Origin of the sequence: Flavobacterium galactosi, assembly GCF_048158585.1 — a bacterium.
GTDB classification, from domain to species: Bacteria; Bacteroidota; Bacteroidia; order Flavobacteriales; family Flavobacteriaceae; genus Flavobacterium; species Flavobacterium galactosi.
Window position 1 is genome coordinate 76,958 of record NZ_JBLNKV010000006.1, and the last position, 19,447, is coordinate 96,404.

15 protein-coding genes are annotated in these 19,447 nt (G+C 33.4%); 1 reads left to right on the forward strand and 14 read right to left on the reverse strand.

Annotation, left to right across the window (positions count from 1 at the left end):
• Nucleotides 1-3: 3 nt before the first annotated feature.
• From ACM55M_RS13515 to ACM55M_RS13580, 14 genes are all read right to left on the reverse strand, one after another.
• Entirely contained in the window at nt 4-1,059 is a 1,056-nt protein-coding gene (locus ACM55M_RS13515; RefSeq protein WP_416858186.1) for an alpha/beta hydrolase, read from the reverse strand.
• Between the two features lie 114 nt (nt 1,060-1,173).
• Nucleotides 1,174-2,049, reverse strand: coding sequence for a helix-turn-helix domain-containing protein (locus ACM55M_RS13520; protein WP_416858187.1), 876 nt, complete (start codon nt 2,047-2,049; stop codon nt 1,174-1,176).
• A 22-nt stretch (nt 2,050-2,071) separates the two neighbouring features.
• Nucleotides 2,072-2,752 carry an SDR family NAD(P)-dependent oxidoreductase gene (locus tag ACM55M_RS13525; protein ID WP_416858188.1) on the reverse strand — a complete coding sequence of 227 codons (681 nt, stop codon included), beginning with the start codon at nt 2,750-2,752 and terminating at the stop codon, nt 2,072-2,074.
• On the reverse strand, nt 2,752-2,910 hold the full coding sequence (locus ACM55M_RS13530) for an SDR family NAD(P)-dependent oxidoreductase (RefSeq protein WP_416858189.1): 159 nt from the start codon (nt 2,908-2,910) through the stop codon (nt 2,752-2,754). Before ACM55M_RS13530 ends, ACM55M_RS13525 begins: the two co-directional genes overlap by 1 nt.
• Nucleotides 2,911-3,064: 154 nt before the next feature.
• Complete coding sequence (locus tag ACM55M_RS13535; protein ID WP_416858190.1) at nt 3,065-4,207, reverse strand: aldo/keto reductase; 1,143 nt, start codon at nt 4,205-4,207, stop codon at nt 3,065-3,067.
• A gap of 130 nt (nt 4,208-4,337) precedes the next feature.
• Complete coding sequence (locus ACM55M_RS13540; protein ID WP_416858191.1) at nt 4,338-5,201, reverse strand: helix-turn-helix domain-containing protein; 864 nt, start codon at nt 5,199-5,201, stop codon at nt 4,338-4,340.
• 529 nt (nt 5,202-5,730) lie between these two features.
• A complete protein-coding gene (locus tag ACM55M_RS13545) occupies nt 5,731-6,639 on the reverse strand; it encodes a carbohydrate kinase family protein (protein ID WP_416858192.1) in 909 nt (302 codons plus the stop codon).
• Between the two features lie 70 nt (nt 6,640-6,709).
• Nucleotides 6,710-7,864 (reverse strand): DUF4960 domain-containing protein, encoded by a 1,155-nt coding sequence (locus ACM55M_RS13550; protein WP_416858193.1) that lies wholly within the window; start codon nt 7,862-7,864, stop codon nt 6,710-6,712.
• 20 nt (nt 7,865-7,884) lie between these two features.
• The gene (locus ACM55M_RS13555) at nt 7,885-9,723 is read right to left on the reverse strand and encodes a hypothetical protein (RefSeq protein ID WP_416858194.1); all 1,839 of its coding nucleotides are present in this window, start codon (nt 9,721-9,723) and stop codon (nt 7,885-7,887) included.
• Nucleotides 9,724-9,750: 27 nt separating this feature from the next.
• Nucleotides 9,751-11,457 carry a RagB/SusD family nutrient uptake outer membrane protein gene (locus ACM55M_RS13560; RefSeq protein ID WP_416858195.1) on the reverse strand — a complete coding sequence of 569 codons (1,707 nt, stop codon included), beginning with the start codon at nt 11,455-11,457 and terminating at the stop codon, nt 9,751-9,753.
• 10 nt (nt 11,458-11,467) lie between these two features.
• Complete coding sequence (locus tag ACM55M_RS13565) at nt 11,468-14,545, reverse strand: SusC/RagA family TonB-linked outer membrane protein (RefSeq protein ID WP_416858196.1); 3,078 nt, start codon at nt 14,543-14,545, stop codon at nt 11,468-11,470.
• A gap of 66 nt (nt 14,546-14,611) precedes the next feature.
• A complete protein-coding gene (locus ACM55M_RS13570; protein WP_416858197.1) occupies nt 14,612-16,114 on the reverse strand; it encodes a glycoside hydrolase family 32 protein in 1,503 nt (500 codons plus the stop codon).
• Nucleotides 16,115-16,215: 101 nt separating this feature from the next.
• Entirely contained in the window at nt 16,216-17,535 is a 1,320-nt protein-coding gene (locus ACM55M_RS13575; protein ID WP_416858198.1) for a sugar porter family MFS transporter, read from the reverse strand.
• A 663-nt stretch (nt 17,536-18,198) separates the two neighbouring features.
• Entirely contained in the window at nt 18,199-18,954 is a 756-nt protein-coding gene (locus ACM55M_RS13580; RefSeq protein ID WP_416858199.1) for an NADPH-dependent F420 reductase, read from the reverse strand.
• Between the two features lie 130 nt (nt 18,955-19,084).
• On the opposite strand from ACM55M_RS13580, the gene ACM55M_RS13585 reads away from it, so the two are divergent.
• Nucleotides 19,085-19,435 carry a winged helix-turn-helix transcriptional regulator gene (locus ACM55M_RS13585; protein ID WP_416858200.1) on the forward strand — a complete coding sequence of 117 codons (351 nt, stop codon included), beginning with the start codon at nt 19,085-19,087 and terminating at the stop codon, nt 19,433-19,435.
• Nucleotides 19,436-19,447 lie beyond the last annotated feature (12 nt).

Sequence of the window (19,447 nt, forward strand, 5' to 3'; positions counted from 1 at the left end):
TGCTTAAAGGTTTTTTTCGAAAAATGCTCTCATTTTTCCGACAGCCTGATCTACATATTTTGGGATGTCATATAAATCCATGTGTGTAGCACCTTTAACAATAAACAATTCTTTGTCTTTTGAAGCGGCTTTTTGGTTTAGTTCCTGACTATGCCATAACGAACCTGCTTCACTTCCTGCAATCAATAGTAAAGGTTGCGTTAGCAATTTATCTGCCTGACCGAATCCATCAAACAGAATTGCAGCACTTTGTCCTCTGAAGAGCAATTTATTTGGAGCGGTAGGCTTTTGTCCACGAGGCGTAAGATAATAATCGGCTGCTTCCTGCAAATCTCTTGGTGCTGATTTATCACCAACTTGAGGCACATAATTTACATATTTTAGTGGAGCACCATTGGCTTCGGCTGTTCTTTGTTTAGCTACTTCTTCAAGCATAGGGATTTGATCGTAAGACCCTTTACCATCCCAACCTCTCCGACCTGCTGCACCTACATCAACAGCACTAACTGTTGCAAGTGCTTTTATACGGCGTTCGGTCATTGATGCCTTAACCGTAGCACCACTACCTGCGCATATACCAATAGCACCAATGCGGTCTGCATCAACGTATGGTAGTGTTACCAGATAATCTACCGCACTGTAAATATCACCAACACGATTCATTGGATTGTCTAAAAATCGTGGTTCTCCACCACTTTCTCCCTGATAGGAAGCATCAAATGCTAATGCAACATAACCCAATTCCGCCATTTTTTGAGCATAAAGCCCTGCTGTCTGTTCTTTAACTCCGCCACCAGGATGTACACATACTATGGTAGCATATTTTTTATTTTTATCAAAATTGGGAGGTAAGAAAAGATTCCCAGCCATAACAAGACCATTGTTATCAAAGGTTACTTTTGTAAATGCCTTTTCTGAGTTTGATTGGCAGGTACTTGAACAATTTGAATGTGTTGTGCAACTAGCTTTGGAATCGTTCATCGCTACTAAGTTTGTTTGTGCTGAGAATGTAGAAGTAAGCATACTTACTAGCACTACTAAAAAGATTTTTGCTTTCATTTTTTTATTTTTAATTACCCTCCAAATTTAGAATTTAGAAGTGTTTACAATAGATAAATTTTACTAATAAAATGGAAACAAATTACTGATAATAAAATAAACGCTATTGTGGAATTATTTTTTCATTAATTGTAATGAGCGATATTTTTTTGGCGTAATACTCATCTGTTTCTTGAAAAATTTTGAAAAGTAATTAGGGTATTCAAAACCAAGTGCATAAGCTATTTCGGTAGTGTTTAAATCACTTCTTTTTTCAAGCATTTCTTTGGCTTTTGCCATCACAAAATCGTGTATGTTTTCAATTGCAGATTTATGAGTGAAGTGCTTAATAATATCTCCCAAATAGTTTGGAGTTAAACCTAACTTATCTGCAAAATATTGAACTGTAGGAATTTGATTAATAGGCTGATTGTAATAATTCATCAGGAGTTGCTGAAATTCGGATACAATGGGACTATACTGCACAGGATTTGAGGAAAATTGTCTTTTATAAAAGGATTCAACCACCGATACCAAAACGTGAACATAAGAAATTAGCACTACGAAATTCTCTTTCTCGCTGTTATAGTATTTTAGCATTAAATCAAAAATTATCCTGATTTCTTCCTCTTCTTTTTCAATTAACAATAAGGGTTCGTGTTGTCCATAGTCGTAATAATTTTTGAATAAAAATCGATTTTCTTCGATTAATTTCTTGGAAAATTGCAGATATATTCCGTTGAATGTAGGCTCTATGTCCCAACCGATTGACAGGTCGGGACTATTGAAGAAAAGAGCCGTTACAGGTTTTGCGTTATTAGGGTTAAAACCCGAAACACTTTTATCAATGAAATTGCTTTTTATTGAAATTCGGTAAAAATCAATAGATACAGGTTCTGATTTCAAACGCATTTTAGGAACATCATAATATCCAATATCAATATTATCGTCTAAGGGTTTTGGTAAACCAGTATATTTATTGAATGTTTCAATATTTTTAAATAATGTCATTCAGATCAATTTTAGATTGTTATTAATCAAATGCCAAAGATGAAGATAGTTCACGGTAAGCATCAGCTTGTTCTTGTAATTCTTTTATTTTTCTTTCTGCTTCTGCAATACTGTCAGCGCCAGCCAACCAACGTTTTGGAGGTACGTTTTCACTCGCAATAGTAAGCAATCCTAAAGCTAATTTAGCAGGATCGCCACCTTGAGTTCCGCTCATGCTTTCCCAACCCGGACGAAGCATTGATGTACGTTCGGCGTAATCCGCTATTTCATTTTCAGACCATATTGTTGAAGATGGTTCTAGTAAATTAGTTCGGAAAAAGCCCGGGTTTACAATAGTAGTATGTATGCCAAATGGCGTAACTTCCAATTGTAATGATTCCATCCAACCTTCAACTGCAAATTTAGAAGCAGCATAAGCTGTACAAAGTTCATAACCAACCAATCCAGCAGTAGATGAAATTGTGATAATGTGTCCCGATTTATTTTTTCTAAAAATTGGTAAAACAGCTCTCGTTACATTCATTGGACCAAATAAATTAGTTGCCATTTGACGTTCTATCTGCTGTTGGCTCAATTGCTCAAAATAACCTGCATAGAAGTTACCTGCATTGTTAACCAAGACATCAATAGTTCCAAATTTATCAATTGCAGCATTTACACCAGTATTTATTTCCTGTGTATTTGTAACATCAAGTTGTACCACTAATAAATTTCTGAAGTGCTAGCAAACGCTTTTGTTACTTTATCGGCATTTCTACCTGTTGCAATAACTTTGTTAACTGCTGCAAGTGCTGCTGTAGCAATTTCGAATCCTATTCCGCTACTTGCACCTGTTACTAACCAAACTTTATTTTCTTTCATTTTTTATGTTTTGAAATTATAATACAAAGATAAAACTTGCCATTCTGGTCCTTGGAAACATAATACTATTAAAAAAGAAACAAATTACTGATAAAAAAATGCCATGTTGAGAAGCCATTTTCTCTATGAATTTTTTTTACTGTGCACTTTAAAATTATTCGCAGAAAGTCATCTGCATTGCATTCATTCTGCCGCCATATACTTTCAGTTTTGAGAATTCAGTTTCTAATTCCTTAAATTCGGATGCTGTTAATTGAACGTCGTATGCGCCTAAATTTTCATTAAGGTGTGGAATATTTCTTGTTTCTGTAATCGAAACAATAAAAGTTTTTTTTGCTAGTAACCAAGCCAGTGCAATTTGAGAAGCCGTAGCATTTTTACTTGATGCAAAGCGGTTTAGAAGATTCACAATCGGCATATTGGTTGCTAGACTTTCAGGAGTGAATCGATCAAATGAAGAACGCAAATCCAATTTACTGTCAAAAGAAGTTTGTGCATTAAGCTTTCCTGTCAGATAACCCATTCCAAGTGGTCCCCACGGAACAAAACCGATTCCTAATTCTTCACAAAGATCTAAAACGCCATTTTTCTCAACACTACGCTCCATAAATGAATACTCCGACTGGATGGCGGAAACAGGTTGTACCAAATGTGCTTTTCGGATGGTTGTAGTATTGGCTTCAGACAAACCAAAGTGCAAAACCTTGCCCTCTTTTATTAGATCTTTTACCGCTCCTGCAACGTCTTCGATAGGCACGTTCGGGTCAACTCTGTGTTGGTATAAAAGATCAATACGGTCGGTTCTAAGTCGTTTTAATGATTCTTCTACTACTTTCTTAATGTGTTCTGGTCTGCTATTTAAAGTAATTTGTGAAGCACCAATTTGAAAACCGAATTTTGTAGCAATAGCTACCTTGTTTCTAAATGGCGACAATGCCTCGCCTACAAGTGTTTCATTTGTGTAAGGACCGTAAACTTCTGCGGTATCAAAAAACGTAACGCCTTTTTCATAGGCTTTGCGAATGGTTTTAATACCTTCTTCAGGTCGTGCAGGCGCACCATAATTAGCACTTATGCTCATACAACCAGCAGCTAATGCAGAGACTTTTAATTTTCCGAGATTTCTCGTACTCATTTTATTGTTTTTATCGCTGTCAATATTATTATTTTCTAAATCGTTGACCGACGAAGACATTAGACCGGGGGCAAGTACTAATCCAATTCCGCCAAAAGCACTTTCTTGAAGAAATTCTCTCCTTGGTTTACCACTGATATTATTACTTTCGTTATTTTTCATTTTCCTATGTTTTTGATTATATACAAAGGTATTTGTAGTAAAAACAATGGAAGGATACAGATTACCAATAAAAAAGAAACAAATTACTGATAAAAGAAAAACGCTCCTTTTGAAAGCGCCTATTTTTAATTTAAATTATTTTGTTGAGTTGTAGTCGATATTCTTTAGGACTGACACCTACCATTTTTTTGAAAAATTTTGAGAAGTAGTTGGGATATTCAAAACCTAACTCGTAAGCAACTTCGGTGTTATTCATTCCTGAATTTTCTAATAATTCTTTAGCTTTTTTAGCAACAAATTCATGGATGTTTTCAATTGCAGATTTTTGAGTAAAATGTTTAATGATATCACCTAAATAATTAGCTGTCAAACCTAATTTATCTGCAAAATACTGCACGTTTGGAAGTTGTTTAACGGGTTGATTGTAGTAATTAATTAAACTTTGTTGGAAATCTGTAACAATTCTGCTGTACTGTTTCGGATCAGTTGAAAACTGTCTTTTATAAAATGCTTCAACTAGGCATATCAATACATTAGCATAAGAAAGAAGAACGCCAAAATCTTTTTTCTCACTCTCATAATATTTATACATTAATTCAAAAACCGAACTAACTTCGCGGACTTCACCGTCAGTTAAAAACAAAGCTTCGTGTTGTCCGTAATCAAGATAAGTTTTGAATAAAAATCTATTTTCTTCAATGACTTTTTTAGAAAGTTGAAGATACATTCCGCTATAAGTAGGTTCAGCATCCCATCCTGGTTCAATAACCAAGTCTGGAGTATTGAAAAAAACTGCTGAAATTGGCTCAGCATTACGAGTAGATTTACTTCTATATTTAATCTTAATAGATATTCGGTAAAAATCAACCATCATAGCTTCGGACGTCAATACGATATTTGGCGGGTCGTAATACCCCACATCAATGTCATTGTCCAAAGGTTCTGCTAAGCCAATGTATTTATTGAATGATATAAAATCTTTAAAGTAAATCATTTAGTAAAATTATAATTTCTTAGCTCAATTCAGATTTTTATTTGTTTTTTATCATAAAGATAAATAGATATTTTCAAATTAGAGATACTATCAAAAATTAAACAGTAAGTTACGAAAATAACACCTTCACGTTTAGCTCCTTTATATAAATCATTGGTATAATGAATTTTTCGAACTTCTATAAGTATTAATATACAAGGTCAAAAAACAGTAAAGGATTCGAATCAGTAAATTTAATAAATATAAGGGTTTATCATCGATCAAAAAAAGTGATTAATTGTTTGAACCAAAAAAAGCCTTTAAAATCAATGATTCCAAAGGCTTTTTAAATTAATGGTGAACCTAATTGTACAAAGTTCGAACCTTTTACTATATGATCTGAAACTTTTAGCTGATTGTTTCGAAGAATAAATATAAAGTTTAATATTAATCTTAACCCGTTGGGTGCAATTATTCAAAAACTAATTGCACCCAACGGGTTAATCTTATATATTTAAATCATAGCCTAATTTTCTCTCTACTATATTTTTTATACTTTTTTTTTAATTTTCATATAATCACTAATTACCTTTTCAGAAATCTTGGGATTAGCTCCTTCTTCTCCAGCTACTAAAGCCCCAATTGCACAAGCATAATTTAATGATTTTTGTGGTGATTTCCCTCTTAATAATCGTACTATTAGTGAAGCTAAAAAGGAATCTCCAGCACCAACGGTGTCTACAACTTTTATAAAATAACCACTATTATAATAAAACTTATCATTATAGTACAAAACAGCTCCAAATTCCCCTTTGGTAACGCATACCTGTTTTGTATTTGTCTTTTCCGCAATAAATTTAATATTTTGTTCAAATGAATTGTATGGCGACCCTAATTCGCGACTTATTTCACGTAACTCTTCATCATTCAACTTAATAAAATCAGCTTTTAACATAAGTTCATTTAAGACATCGGTGGTGTAATAAGGGGCTCTTAGATTTACATCGAAAATTTTATACTTTGCCTCCCCTAAAAGTTTGTTCAAAGTGGTCCGAGTAACCTCATCTCTACATGCTAAGCTTCCAAAAACAAAAACATCCGCTTCAGCAGTTACTTTTTCCATCATTTCTGTTTCTATAATCTTGTCCCAAGCAGATGGATATAAAATATCGTAGGAGGCATTTCCCTTTTCATTAATCATTACATGAACCGCTCCCGTTTTATATTCCTCCGTCATTTGAATTAAATCGGTGGTAAGCTCTTGATCGTTTAAAAAAGATAAAATGTTTTTTCCATTTTCATCATCCCCAACACGACTTATCATAGTCGTTTCAACTCCCATAGAATTCATTCGCAAAGCTACATTCAATGGTGCTCCACCAATTTTTTTATGCGAAGGAAAAATATCCCATAAAACCTCCCCAAAACAAACCGCAGTTAAAGTATATTTTTTTTCCATTTTTTAATAAATTAAATAAATTAAAGGGCAGGAAAAACCTGCCCAATAAAACCACAAGCCAAACAAATTATTATTTTGTACCTAAATAATCAATCGAATTTCTATATATCCCTTGTATATTAGATGCATATATATTGGTTCTTCCGTCATTCATGGCCCACTCCATACCGCCTATTCCTATTGCTATAATAGTTCCTGCATAAACTGAATTCGACTTAAACTCAATAATACCCGGGCAACATTCATCAGTAACACCACTCCAAACAGCAAGAACTTTACCGCCATAAAGGTTTTCAAATTCTGCAAACTGCCCTTTTTGATGACCTGGCCCTAACAATGATCCTAAATCCCATAGATTGTTATGATCCTCTTTGTATCCCCCATTAATCACAGGGAAATACCCATTAGAGTCAGTAGAAATTACTTGAGTAAAGTTATAAATAGGATTGTTTCTTTGATCATTTTGAAAATTCACACCACCGTCTATACTCCAAGTTCCTGCATCAACAAATCCAATACCATTCCCTTTTATAGTTAAAAGACCACTTTTATCACGTCCTATTACTTCAGCATAACTAGTTGCCATGCCTCCTAAGAGCATTTTACCGCCTTCAACAAGATATTGAGTTAATACATTTTTTTTATCTAAACTTACTTGTGGTAAAGCAGATGTTCCTTGTGTATCATAAAAAAAGAAAACTACATTAACTGTTTTTAAAGAATTTATAGTTAAATCTGAGAAAGGAATAAAAACAAATCTACTACCATAAGTAGCTTTAGCCCATTGAGCAGCCGCTTTCACATCTTCATCAAGAATGTTATCTATCGAGGTTGCATCACTAATAAAAGCGATTTGATTTGGTAGTACACGTGCATTAATAATATAATGTCTCGTTTTATCACCTGATTTAGCAGTTAGTTCAAGAGGACTTGTTAAGTTAACGGTAGTTCCAGATGCTGGAGAAATAATTACGCCATCAGGGCTTTTTATATCTAATACAACCGACGATAAATTGGTATTTGAAGGCAAAACAAAATTAACAACTCCTGACAAATTATCTATCGTAGCACTCGTTTGGCCTATTTTAACGGATTCAATTATATTCAAAGTACTTGGCAATTGGTCGTCATAATTCAGACGTTCTTCACAAGAGTATGTGATTGTTGCTATTACTAACAACAATACATACTTAAGTTGAAATGTGTATATAAATTTATTTTTCATAGTATAATTTTTGAAATTAATTAATCGTTGTTAATGCTATATAAGTAATCAATAATATTTTTTGTAAAAACTTTTATATTATTTTGATAAGCATTTGCTGTACCATTAGAATTCCATTCGTAACCTATAATAGTATTTGAAATTGTGAATACGTGGCCTTTGTAATCTTTAGGTATTTGAGAGTCAAACGAGGCATCATTTGTCAAGTCCGTTCTTTTAAATTCAACTGCCCCATATCCAAAAGCATCTCCAATATGTCTTAATGTTCCAAATTTAACGGCCGTCAACGTTTTTTCAAATTTAACCGCTGCATCTGAACCACAACAGCTTGGATTAAGAATTCCGTCAAAGTGTTGCCACCAGATCAATCTAACTTCTCTATTGGCACTATTTTGCAATGGTAAGTATTCGTTTCCAGCTCCTCCTTCAAAAGTCAAACCATTAAAAATAGCATGAGTACGTCTGTTTCCAGAATTGTTCGTGTCTCTCATTCCCAATCCCCAAATATCGTCCGCAGGTTTACCTGTGTCATAACATCCAGATGCACCGGCACAACCAAATTCGGAGAATACATAATTTCCAGGTGCTCTTGCAGCTCCAAAATTAGCAGGAACTCTACCTAAAGAAAAGATAAACGGACTAGGATCGCCCGCTATAAGCATATCTCCACCACCTTTAACCCAAGATTTAAGAACATTTGCTTGAGAAGCTCCGGCTCTTAATGCCGCAGGCAACATTGTTGAAACATCTGTTGGTGATGCTGAAAAATTTTGATTTTCTGAAGGGGTTAAGTAATACAACATAGCAACCTTAACATCTCCAATGTTTTGAGCTGAAATATCAGCAATTTTAATGTATTTAAAATTTGCACCATAGGTAGTTTGCATCCAAGTTGCAGCTGCTTTAGCATCGTCGTCAACTAAAGAAGTAATATCATTTTCCAACCCTAAAAAAGCATATTTCGTAGGGGCTATAGACTCAACAGTCACATTATATACTTTAGTTAGATTTTCCTTGTTTTTAACCGTATAGGTAACTTTACCAGTACTAAAGTTTTGTGCCACTCCAGAAGCAGGTGTTACCGTTTGATCTGCAGGCATTGTAATTACTGGTGCTAAACTGGATAGGTTAGTTCCCGGCGGTAAAATAACCACAATTGAATTTGCAGCATTATCAATAATACCAACAGTTCCATTAATTACAAATGAGTCAATTCTAGGCGCTTGTATTTGTGTAACTGTTACGGTATATTGTTTAGCGGTATATCCATTATTTGATAAAACAGTATACACTTTAGGAGAAGTAAAATCTCTGGCAACTCCAGAAGAAAAATCTACGGTAGTTCCTCCAGCAATTACAAATGAAGGAGCTAAATTATTTAAATTACCACCTTGGCTTCCGATTTCAACTGAAATAGTATTATTTACTTCATCAATTATGCCCAATTTATCTCCAATCGAGAACGATAATATTTTGGGATCTCCATAAGCTCCAATACTAGCGGTATAGGTTCTATGAGCTCCATTTGTAGAAACCACTTCAAAAGTTACTGGACCATTACTAAAATCTATTGTAGATCCTGAGGGTGGTGTCACTGAAGCAGATTCCGGTAGTCTAATTTCAGGTTTAACATTTTTCAAATCAGTTCCAGAGGGTAATGTCATTGTAATCGTACCAATAGTATGATTAATATCGGCATATTTAGATCCTACTTTAAAAGACTGAACAATAGATTCCGTATAATCCGGAACATTATCTGAAAAATTATCATCTTTTGAACATGAGATTACAGCAAAGATAAGCATCATAAATACTATTGCTATTTTATAAATAACTAGGTGGTTTTTAATTGTTTTCATATTTTAGAATATTTGGTTAGTTTTTTATTAGTATCCAGCTCTTTGTTTATATACCCCTGCACTTGCATCAATTTCAATTTGCGGAATAGGTAAATATTGTTCATGCGATTGTAATGAAGCACTTTGTAAATAGGTACGACGTGTTTTTTCAACCTGAATATAATTGCTAACATATTGTTCAGCAATACCCCATCTTACTAGGTCATAAAAACCGTGTCCTTCATTTGCTAACTCTAATCTACGCTCCATTCTAAGTGCTTTTCTTGCAGCATCTTGAGTTAATGATGATGGATAAAGATTTATTAAATAATTAGCTGCATTTTGAGAAGGATTATTGAAATCTTTCACATAAGGTGCGTTTTTAGCTCTATTCCTAATTTCATTAATTATGGCAACCCCGCCAGAAACATTTGAACCAGATTCAATTAAAGCTTCCGCTTTCCATAACAATAAATCACTGTATTTAATAATTGGAAAGTCTAAATTACCCAGTGCCCAAGGGAACCCTGTAGGATTTGAAGCTAACCCGTTTGAATTTGGAGAAATTACATTTTTCTTGCCTTCAAAATAACCGTAAGTTGCGGGATCTCTACTCCAGTCTGGTTGTTGTGGTCTAGCTGCCCAATCTTTCCAAGTAATACCTGGTCTTCCTATTTCGTGATCTAATCTTGGATCTACTAAGTCTGTTGGAACTACATTTGCATTATTATAACTATCAAATAGCGGAAGCCCATCTGCGCCAACTTTAAATGCATTTACAAGATTTTGTGAAGGTTTATCAAAACCATCCCCATTTAAATAAGGGTTTTTAATATCATCTCCAGGACTATCCGGTGCATTTAACAAATTTCCAAAATTGAGATTTCCAAATTGAGAACCATCATTTATAGAATACTGAACTGCAAATATGTTTTCACGATTTCCATAACCTGGTATTGAATATAATTTTTCGATATCGGTTACCAATCCATATTTACCAGAATTAATCACATAGTTTGCGCTTACAATTGCTTCTGCCCATTTTTTTTGAAAAACTTGAGCTTTACATAAGTAAGCATAAGCCACCACTTTGTTTACTCTCCCTAATTCTGTTTGTGTGTCAGGCAATTGAGCAATTGCATCTGTTAAATCACCTTCAACTTTAGACCACATAAAGCTAAAATCAAAAGAATTTGGTGTCTTGTTAATGTCGGCAATTGGAGTGTTTTCGTCATACCAAACTATAGACCCAAAATTTTTAATTGCTTCAAAATAAAAATGAGCTCTTAAAACTTTTAGTTCTCCTATTCTTGCTTTCTTGTTAGGAAATTTAGCCTCATCTATTGTATTAATAGTTCTTAAAGCTGAATCCACCCTTTTAATTCCAAAATAGATCGCTCTCCAAACATTGTACGCATTTTCACTTGAAGGAAATAAATCATGCGTTTCTAACTGATGCATTCCACCACCTGGATTATCACCAGTTCCACCACCTCCTTTATAGGAATCTCCACAACGAATATCACTTGTTGCCCAATTGGCTGGAGCATGGTCAAAAGGCCATAAGTCTCTAAATTCTCCTGTATTATAACGATAATCAAGTGCGCTATATGCCGCTATCACTAATTGCTCAGGATCAATATTATCTGCTGATAAAACATAGTTCTCCTTTACATCTAAATCGCTGTCATTTACGCAAGAAAGCAATTGAATGCTTATCATTAAAGTAAATACTATTTTAAATTTTGTTTTCATGTTTAAGATTTTAAAAATTTGCGTTAATTCCAAAAGTCATCGATTTTGTATGAGGAATCCCATAACCTGCCACACCAATTCCTCCAGCACTTAAACCAGAAACCTCATAGTCAAAGCCTGTAAAAGAAGTGAGCGATAACAAATTTTGTCCCACTAGATAAAATCTCAATTTATTCATTCCCAACCTTTTTGATAAAGCTTTATCAAAATTATACCCTAATGTTATTGTTTTCAGTCTGATATAGGAACCGTTTTCAACATAATAACTTGAAGGTTGCAACTCATTATTACTATTTAATGTTGACAATGCTGGTATATTTGAATTAGCTTTACTTGGTGTCCAAGCGTCTAGAGTATTTGTATTATGATTAAAACTAAAAAAGTCAAAATCACCTATTGCACGCTGTGCATTATACAAATCATTTCCTTGTTTTCCGTCAAAAAACAGTGTCATGTCGAATCCTTTATAAGAAGAAAATAAGTTTATTCCATATATAAAATCGGGATGTGGGTTGCCAATAATTGTTCTGTCAAATTGGTCAATTTTCCCATCAAGATTTACGTCTCTGTATCTAATTTTACCTAATGCTTTTCCAGGTTGGTCTGCATGAACAGCCACTTCTTCAGGAGTTCTAAAAAGACCATCAGCAATTAATCCGTAAAAAGAAGCTATTGGCGATCCTTTTTTAGTTATTGATACCCCATTTAGTAAAAAATTGGACTCTGTATCTAAACTTTCAACATTATTTTTATAAGTTGAGAAATTCAAATCGACTCCATATTTAAAGTCATTTGCAGGATTACTTTTGTAACTTAACACAGCTTCAAAGCCTTTATTACTAACCGAACCTGCATTAATTAATGGAGGTTGACTTTCTCCATTTACAGATAAAGCAATTGGTCTTAGAATTAGGTCATTGGTAGTTTTTATATAAAAATCTGATTGTAGCGAGATTCTTTCGTTTAAAAATCCCAAATCAAACCCTACATTGTACTGCTCCGTTGACTCCCATTTAAGATCAGGATTAGCCTGACGAGATTGCAAGACACCACTTGCAGTACCTAAACCTGTTCCACTTATGTTGTAATCTGAAAACTCGACTACGTTGCCTACAGTATTATCTACATAACTGGAAAGATAGGAGTAATCTGCTATTTGGTCATTTCCATTGATACCCCAAGATGCTCTTAATTTAAAATTAGAAACATATTTACTGTCCATTAAAAATTTCTCGTTTTTTGCATTCCAGGCTAAAGAAGCAGATGGAAAAATACCGTATTTATTGTTTTCTCCAAAACGTGAGGATCCATCTCTTCTCAAAGTACCTGACACAATATATCGATCATCAAAGACATATTTAAGAGACCCAAATTGTGAAATCTTAAATGTTTCGACCTTTCCTACTAATGTTTTATATTGTGCATTATCATTAATCACATAGCCTGCAGGATCAGTAATATTTACCCCATTAATTTGGTTGTTATGAAAATTTTCTTCTCTTGCCGAATTTTCTATACCTCCTAATAATGATAGCCTATGTTTTCCAAAACTTTTATCATATTTTAAAGTATTAGTAAAAATGGTAGCCAAAAAATCATTATCCACATCATCAGTAGTAATTTTCTGAAAAACAGAAGGGATTGTTCCATTTGTAGAAAAAGCTTCACTTGCAGTGTTAAATTTATAAGTTCCTTTATCAAAATTTAAAGTCGTATTAAAAACCAAACCATCAATAATTTGAAAATCCAAATAGGCATTCCCTAAAAACCTTTGATTCTTTTGCTTATTATTTCTATTACTCCATAAATTTGCTACGGAGTTTGGTTTATCTTGCATACCCCCAGTTATTATGGTGGCGTAATCTCCAAGATTAGAATATAGCGGGAGCATTGGATTTTGAAGAATAGCATTTTCAAACTCGTTTGCTTTTACCTCATTAAATTTAGAGTACAAGAAATTTTCACCAATAGTCAATCTACCCTTAAATAATTTATACGATGCATTTATTCTAGAATTAAATCGGTCATAACTGGTATATCTCTGTATACCTTTATCTTCCGAATAACTCAATTGGGTGTATAAACTTAAGTTTTCAGTTCCTTTTCTATATCCAAAATCAGTGTTGTTTGAAAATGTATCGTTTGTAATTTCATTTACCCAATTCGTATTAGCCGCTGTTTGCAAACCATTTGGATCTAAATATTGAGGGATGGTAAAACCCGAACCATTATTAATTAAAACCGGATGAGTTGGAGAGGTGATTCCAGCACCTTGTTGTGCTTGGTATTCTACATCCGCCCATTGTTGCGAATTAAGCAAGCTGATTTTATCTCTTAATTTATTGACAGTTATTTCGGATTTGAAACTAAATTCAGAAACTCCTTTTTTACCTTTCTTAGTTGTAACTACAATTACACCATTTGCGGCAGAAGTCCCATAAATAGCTGCTGATGCGCCATCTTTTAATACTTGAATGGATTCAATTTCTTCAGGATTTAATGAGGATGAGCTTGTAGTTTGAACTCCGTCGATTACCCATAGCGGAGCTGATCCACTTGTTACTGTAGTTAATCCCCTAATTAATATTTGACTGTCATTTCCTCCTGGTGTACCTCCAGAATTGATTTGCAAACCAGCAACTCTACCTTGTAAAGCCGTTAAAATATTAGGAGTAGCTTCTTGAGAAATATCGGCAACTTTAACAACCGAAATAGCACCAGCTATATCTGATTTTTTTTCTTTTGTATACCCAACAACTATAACTTCCGAAAGATTGTTTGAACTGGATTGTAATTTAATACTGTACGTAATTTTTGAAGTTACTTTTATTTTAGCATCTAGGTAACCTATATAAGAAACTATCATATTAGCTCCTTCTTCAGCAGAAATTTTAAATTTACCATCTATATCTGAAGTCGCTACATTTTTTGAGCCCTCAACAAGAATATTAGCACCTGGTAAAGGTTGACCGTCGTCAGATAAAACAGAACCATTAATTTGTCTTTGTTGCCCTGAAGCAATAAACACCAAGAAAAACAAACATAGTGACAATATGTTTTTCTTATTTTTAAAATACTTGATTTTCATACATTTATAGTTTTAGTTGTTTAGTTTATATTTTTTTATATTCTTTAATTTGATTTTTTACATCTATTATTTAATATTTAGTTGATTTATCAATACATTTTTAAGTTCAAAATCAGAATTTGCTTTAGCTATTGAAAAAGAATCCATTGGTTTATCTGAAAAATAAATTTCAGTCATAACCGTTTTTCCATTGTCATAAAATACTTCGATTGAGGTCTTATCGATAACCACTCTTACTTCGATTGAATTAAAATCTGCTGTAATGGGTGCTTTTGATATTTTATTGGCAAATTCATCTGAAAAAGAAGTTTTACTTACATTTTTTCTATCAATGTAAAAACACTTCTCCTTTTTATTAATTCCAAAATGAATGGCATTATTTCCTTTATTGGAAAGGATAAAATCATAAGTATCGTCTTTCAAATTTTTCATGGTAAAACGAATGTCTAATCTTGACATATCTATAGCAGACTTATCTACAATCACAGTTGCTTTATCAATAGTAAGAAGATCCTTTTTAATAGTCTTGGAAACATATTTATCCAATTCTTTTACTGGCAGGGAAACAATTCGATAATGACCACCGGTATTTATAAGTTTCAATTCTCTTGGTATAGTCGTAGCACTTCTCCATTTTTCAGTAGGAACTTTATCAGCATATTGCCAATTGGACATCCAACCTATAAATAATTTGCGACCATCAGAATCTGGAATATTAGACCAGGTAACTCCTGCGTAATTATCCTTTCCGTAGTCAAGCCACAAAGCTCCAAATTGGTTTAAATCTTGGGTAAATGAATCCTCTAGTGTAAAAGTTTTTCCATCGAAATCGCCAACAAAATATTGAGTAGCCGATCCTCCATTTGGACCGCCTGGATTAATGCTTTGTAAAAGCACCCATTTCATTTCAGTTGAACCTTCAACCTTAATAGGGAAAAAATCCGGGCACTCCCAAGGCGCTCCATGCGCACCGAGATTCTTGCCAAATCCAGAAGCCAATTCCCAATCTATTAAATTTGAAGAACGATATATTTTAGTTTCAACATCGGCAGCAAGAACCATTATCCATTGATTATGAATGGCATCCCACGTCATTTTTGGATCTCTGAAATCTTTAATATTTGGATTTTTAATTACCGGATTATTCTTGTATTTTGTCCAAGTCATTCCTTCATCTAAAGAATAAGCAATAGCTTGAGATTGAAAATCTATTGCTCCAGCTTTTGCTTTTACAGCATCGTGATACGTAAACATGGCTACAATTGGCGGATTTTTCAAACTCCCAAATCCAGAAGTATTATTGACATCAACAACCGCGCTTCCTGAAAATATGTACCCCATATCATCTGGATAAAGAGCAATTTTTTCTTCCTTCCAAGTTATCATATCCTTACTTGTGGCATGCCCCCAATGCATAGGCCCCCAAACATTATCATCTGGATAATGCTGAAAATACAAATGATACAACCCTTTGTAAAAAAACATTCCATTGGGATCATTCATCCAGCCTTTATTAGGTGTGAAATGAAAGTTGGGTCTATATAATTCTTCATTGGTTAACAGTTTCATATTACTTGTTTTAGTAGACATGCAACTATTCATTACAACCAGTATTAGCATAAAAAATATTCTTTTAAAAATTCCTATTTCTGATATATTCATCATAATTCTTATTTATTAATTAATCCTTTACTTACGTCTTCCAAAGAGATTCCTTTGGTTTCCGGCATCATAAAAATGACAAACAGCAATTGAAAAACCATCATAAAAGCAAAAAAGGCAAATACATTTCCAACGCCAAAACTTGTAAAAAGGATAGGTACCATCGAAGGGATAATAGCTGCTAAAACCCAATGTACAGAACTACCAAAAGACTGTCCGGAAGCTCTCAAATGATTGGGGAATATTTCAGAAATAAATACCCAAATAACAGCTCCTTGTCCGATTGCGTGAGATGCAATGAAAAGAAATAAAAACCCAGGCACTGCCAGTCCAGTCCAGTTTAAGTAAAACGAAGTGGCCACCATTGAAAGGGAAAAAATATAACCAATAGATCCGAAAATCATTAATTTGCGTCTTCCCAATCGATCAATAAGATAAACTCCAATTAGTGTAAAGATTAAATTTATAATACCAATACCGATGCTACTTAATAATGCCGTTTTTGCACCTAATCCTGCTTCTTCAAATATTCTGGGAGCATAATATAGAAAGGCGTTAATTCCTGATAATTGATTAAATGCAGCTATCAAAAAAACCAAGATTAATTGAAAACGGTATTTTTTCATAAAAATATTTTCATTCAAAGGAGTACTATTACTATTTTTACTTAAATCATCCAAAATATCTTGAACATCTTCTTTTGATCCAATTTTTTCGAAAATAAGTTTTGCTTCTTCAATTCTAAGCATTGAATACAACCATCTTGGACTTTCAGGTATACTAAAAGCCATTAGGGTATAAATTATAGAAGGAAAAACCTGAACACCAAGCATCCATCTCCAAGCATTTGGACCTACATCACTTAGAAGATAGTTGGATAAGAAAGCAATTAGAATTCCCAATACAATATTAAATTGATACAATCCCACTAAACGCCCTCTATCCTTGGCTGGTGCGATTTCAGATATATAAGCTGGTGCCGCAATTGTTGAAGCCCCAATTCCTAAACCTCCCAGAAACCTAAAAAAAGCAAATACAAACGGATCATTTGAAAGTGCTGAACCAGCAGCAGAAATAGAAAATAAAACACCTATAATTAATAAGGTCTTTTTTCGACCTAACTTATTTGTTGGAATTCCTCCAAAAATAGCACCTATAACTGTACCCCAAAGTGCCATTGCCATCACTACTGAACCATGGAAAACATCACTTGAATTCCATAACAACTGTAACGTTTTGTCTGCCCCTGAAATCACTACTGTATCAAAACCAAATAGAAATCCTGCGAAAGACGCAATGAGTGACCATCTCAAAATTTTATTATTCATAAACCATGTTTTTAATTATTATCAAACTTATTATTAAACAGTAAGATAACGTTTTCGTAATGTATCCATTTACTTCAAATTTGTTACACAAATCGCAACTATTTGATTTTAAATAAATTAACATGCACGTAAGACATAATTATATAATATTGTAACATTAAATTATGATTTCGAAACAAAAAATAAATTAAAAAAAAAGTTTTAAATAATTTAAGTGGCTTGAAATTACATATAGTGTTTTTTATTATAAATTATTTACGCTTATATCAATAGCTACACTCAAAAAAAATAGGGATGGTTTAAAATTTTGGGATTAACACTCTAAAAAAGTAACTTGTCTATAGTGCTAAAACAGCCTAATTTAGAATTTACAAATACAAAGTCTTTAGAATAACATAGCGTATAGTCTTTATATTAGTAGTTCAAAATAGTAAGAAGGTCAATAATTATGGTTTATAGGAATTTGCAATTTTCATAACAGAATAATAATCTTTATTAATGCCTTAATGCGGAAGTTCACCTTATAGCTATATACTACTGAATACACGAAAAAAAAGATAGATTTAAAAAAAATAGATTATACAATATTTTTAAATAGTATTGTATAATCTATTCAAGAAGAGAGGATAGCATTAAGATTGCTGTGTTCTTTGAAACAAAACATTATTCTATTTTTGGATTTTGGGGAAATAATGAACGATTGAAATCAACTATATCTTCGTGAGATGGAGGTGAAGTCCTTTCCATTAATTTTGTAATAGCCAAGTCTCTTAGATAGGCAGCATCTTCTTTTACACCTACCTTGAGAGCTTGTTCAAGTTCCGCCACATTCAATTCTGTGCAGTATGCAGGAGTTCCAGGTTGATGTCTCCAAGATTCTGACAGAGTTCCTGCATCGACAACATCAAAACCCGCATCATTGATTAAACTTGAAACCACTTTTTTAGAACTCTCATCATCGCCAGATATAGCCATAGCAATTCTAGCTTCTTGTCCTTCGTTTTTTCCAGCCTCAGCAAGTGTGTGAGCCAACAGGTTGTTAAATGCCTTAATGACCGGCCTTCCCAATTGTTCTGAAATCCAGACACTTTCTACTTTTCCATTTTTCAAATCTTCAATCTCTCCATCACGAAATGGATAATAATTACTGGTGTCAACAATGATGACATTTTTTGGTAAATCATTAAACAAATCTTTAGCTAACTCTGGGATTGCAGTGGTAGGAACAGATAGAATAATTACCGCTACATCATTTACCAATTCATTAATGGTTGACGGGATGGCTCCCAATTCTTTCGCTTTATTTGCTAATACTTGTTGCTCGTCTGTATTAGTAACTTTTACTTCGTGACCTACGTTTGCAAGTTTTTTTGCGATGGTACCACCGATTGCTCCGGTACCTATTATTCCTATTTTCATATTATAGAATTAAATGATTACTATTATTTTCTGATTTAACAGAATTCTTTGCAAATTTAAAAAATATTTACTTTCCTTTGTATAGTACTTTCTTTAAAGAAAGTGATTTAATTTTTTATTCTAAGTATTTATGGCAGTAAAAAAAACACATTGTGATTGTCTTAACTCAATAAAACCAGTACGTGATACTCTTGAGGTTATCAATGGTAAATGGAAATTATTAATTATAATATCTGTATCTGTGGGTAATGAACGTTTTACCGACATTCAGGAAAGTATTCCAGGTATCACACCAAAAGTTTTGGCTAAAGAACTTAAAGACCTTGAAGAACACCAGCTGATAAAGAGAATAGTAACCAGCGATTATCCAGTCAAGATTTTATATAAGTTAGAAGAATATGCCAACACATTAACTCCAGTTATCTATGCGTTGAAAGAATGGGGATTAAATCATAAGAAGAAAATTTTTAAGACAGTTTAGGTCTCAATACAA

Bases quoted from the DNA above. Each gene is read 5' to 3' on its own strand.
- ACM55M_RS13515 (WP_416858186.1), bottom strand. From the start codon at position 1,059: ATGAAAGCAAAAATCTTTTTAGTAGTGCTAGTAAGTATGCTTACTTCT.
- ACM55M_RS13520 (WP_416858187.1), bottom strand. From the start codon at position 2,049: ATGACATTATTTAAAAATATTGAAACATTCAATAAATATACTGGTTTA.
- ACM55M_RS13530 (WP_416858189.1), bottom strand. From the start codon at position 2,910: ATGAAAGAAAATAAAGTTTGGTTAGTAACAGGTGCAAGTAGCGGAATA.
- ACM55M_RS13535 (WP_416858190.1), bottom strand. From the start codon at position 4,207: ATGAAAAATAACGAAAGTAATAATATCAGTGGTAAACCAAGGAGAGAA.
- ACM55M_RS13540 (WP_416858191.1), bottom strand. From the start codon at position 5,201: ATGATTTACTTTAAAGATTTTATATCATTCAATAAATACATTGGCTTA.
- ACM55M_RS13545 (WP_416858192.1), bottom strand. From the start codon at position 6,639: ATGGAAAAAAAATATACTTTAACTGCGGTTTGTTTTGGGGAGGTTTTA.
- ACM55M_RS13550 (WP_416858193.1), bottom strand. From the start codon at position 7,864: ATGAAAAATAAATTTATATACACATTTCAACTTAAGTATGTATTGTTG.
- ACM55M_RS13555 (WP_416858194.1), bottom strand. From the start codon at position 9,723: ATGAAAACAATTAAAAACCACCTAGTTATTTATAAAATAGCAATAGTA.
- ACM55M_RS13560 (WP_416858195.1), bottom strand. From the start codon at position 11,457: ATGAAAACAAAATTTAAAATAGTATTTACTTTAATGATAAGCATTCAA.
- ACM55M_RS13565 (WP_416858196.1), bottom strand. From the start codon at position 14,545: ATGAAAATCAAGTATTTTAAAAATAAGAAAAACATATTGTCACTATGT.
- ACM55M_RS13570 (WP_416858197.1), bottom strand. From the start codon at position 16,114: ATGAAACTGTTAACCAATGAAGAATTATATAGACCCAACTTTCATTTC.
- ACM55M_RS13575 (WP_416858198.1), bottom strand. From the start codon at position 17,535: ATGAATAATAAAATTTTGAGATGGTCACTCATTGCGTCTTTCGCAGGA.
- ACM55M_RS13580 (WP_416858199.1), bottom strand. From the start codon at position 18,954: ATGAAAATAGGAATAATAGGTACCGGAGCAATCGGTGGTACCATCGCA.
- ACM55M_RS13585 (WP_416858200.1), top strand. From the start codon at position 19,085: ATGGCAGTAAAAAAAACACATTGTGATTGTCTTAACTCAATAAAACCA.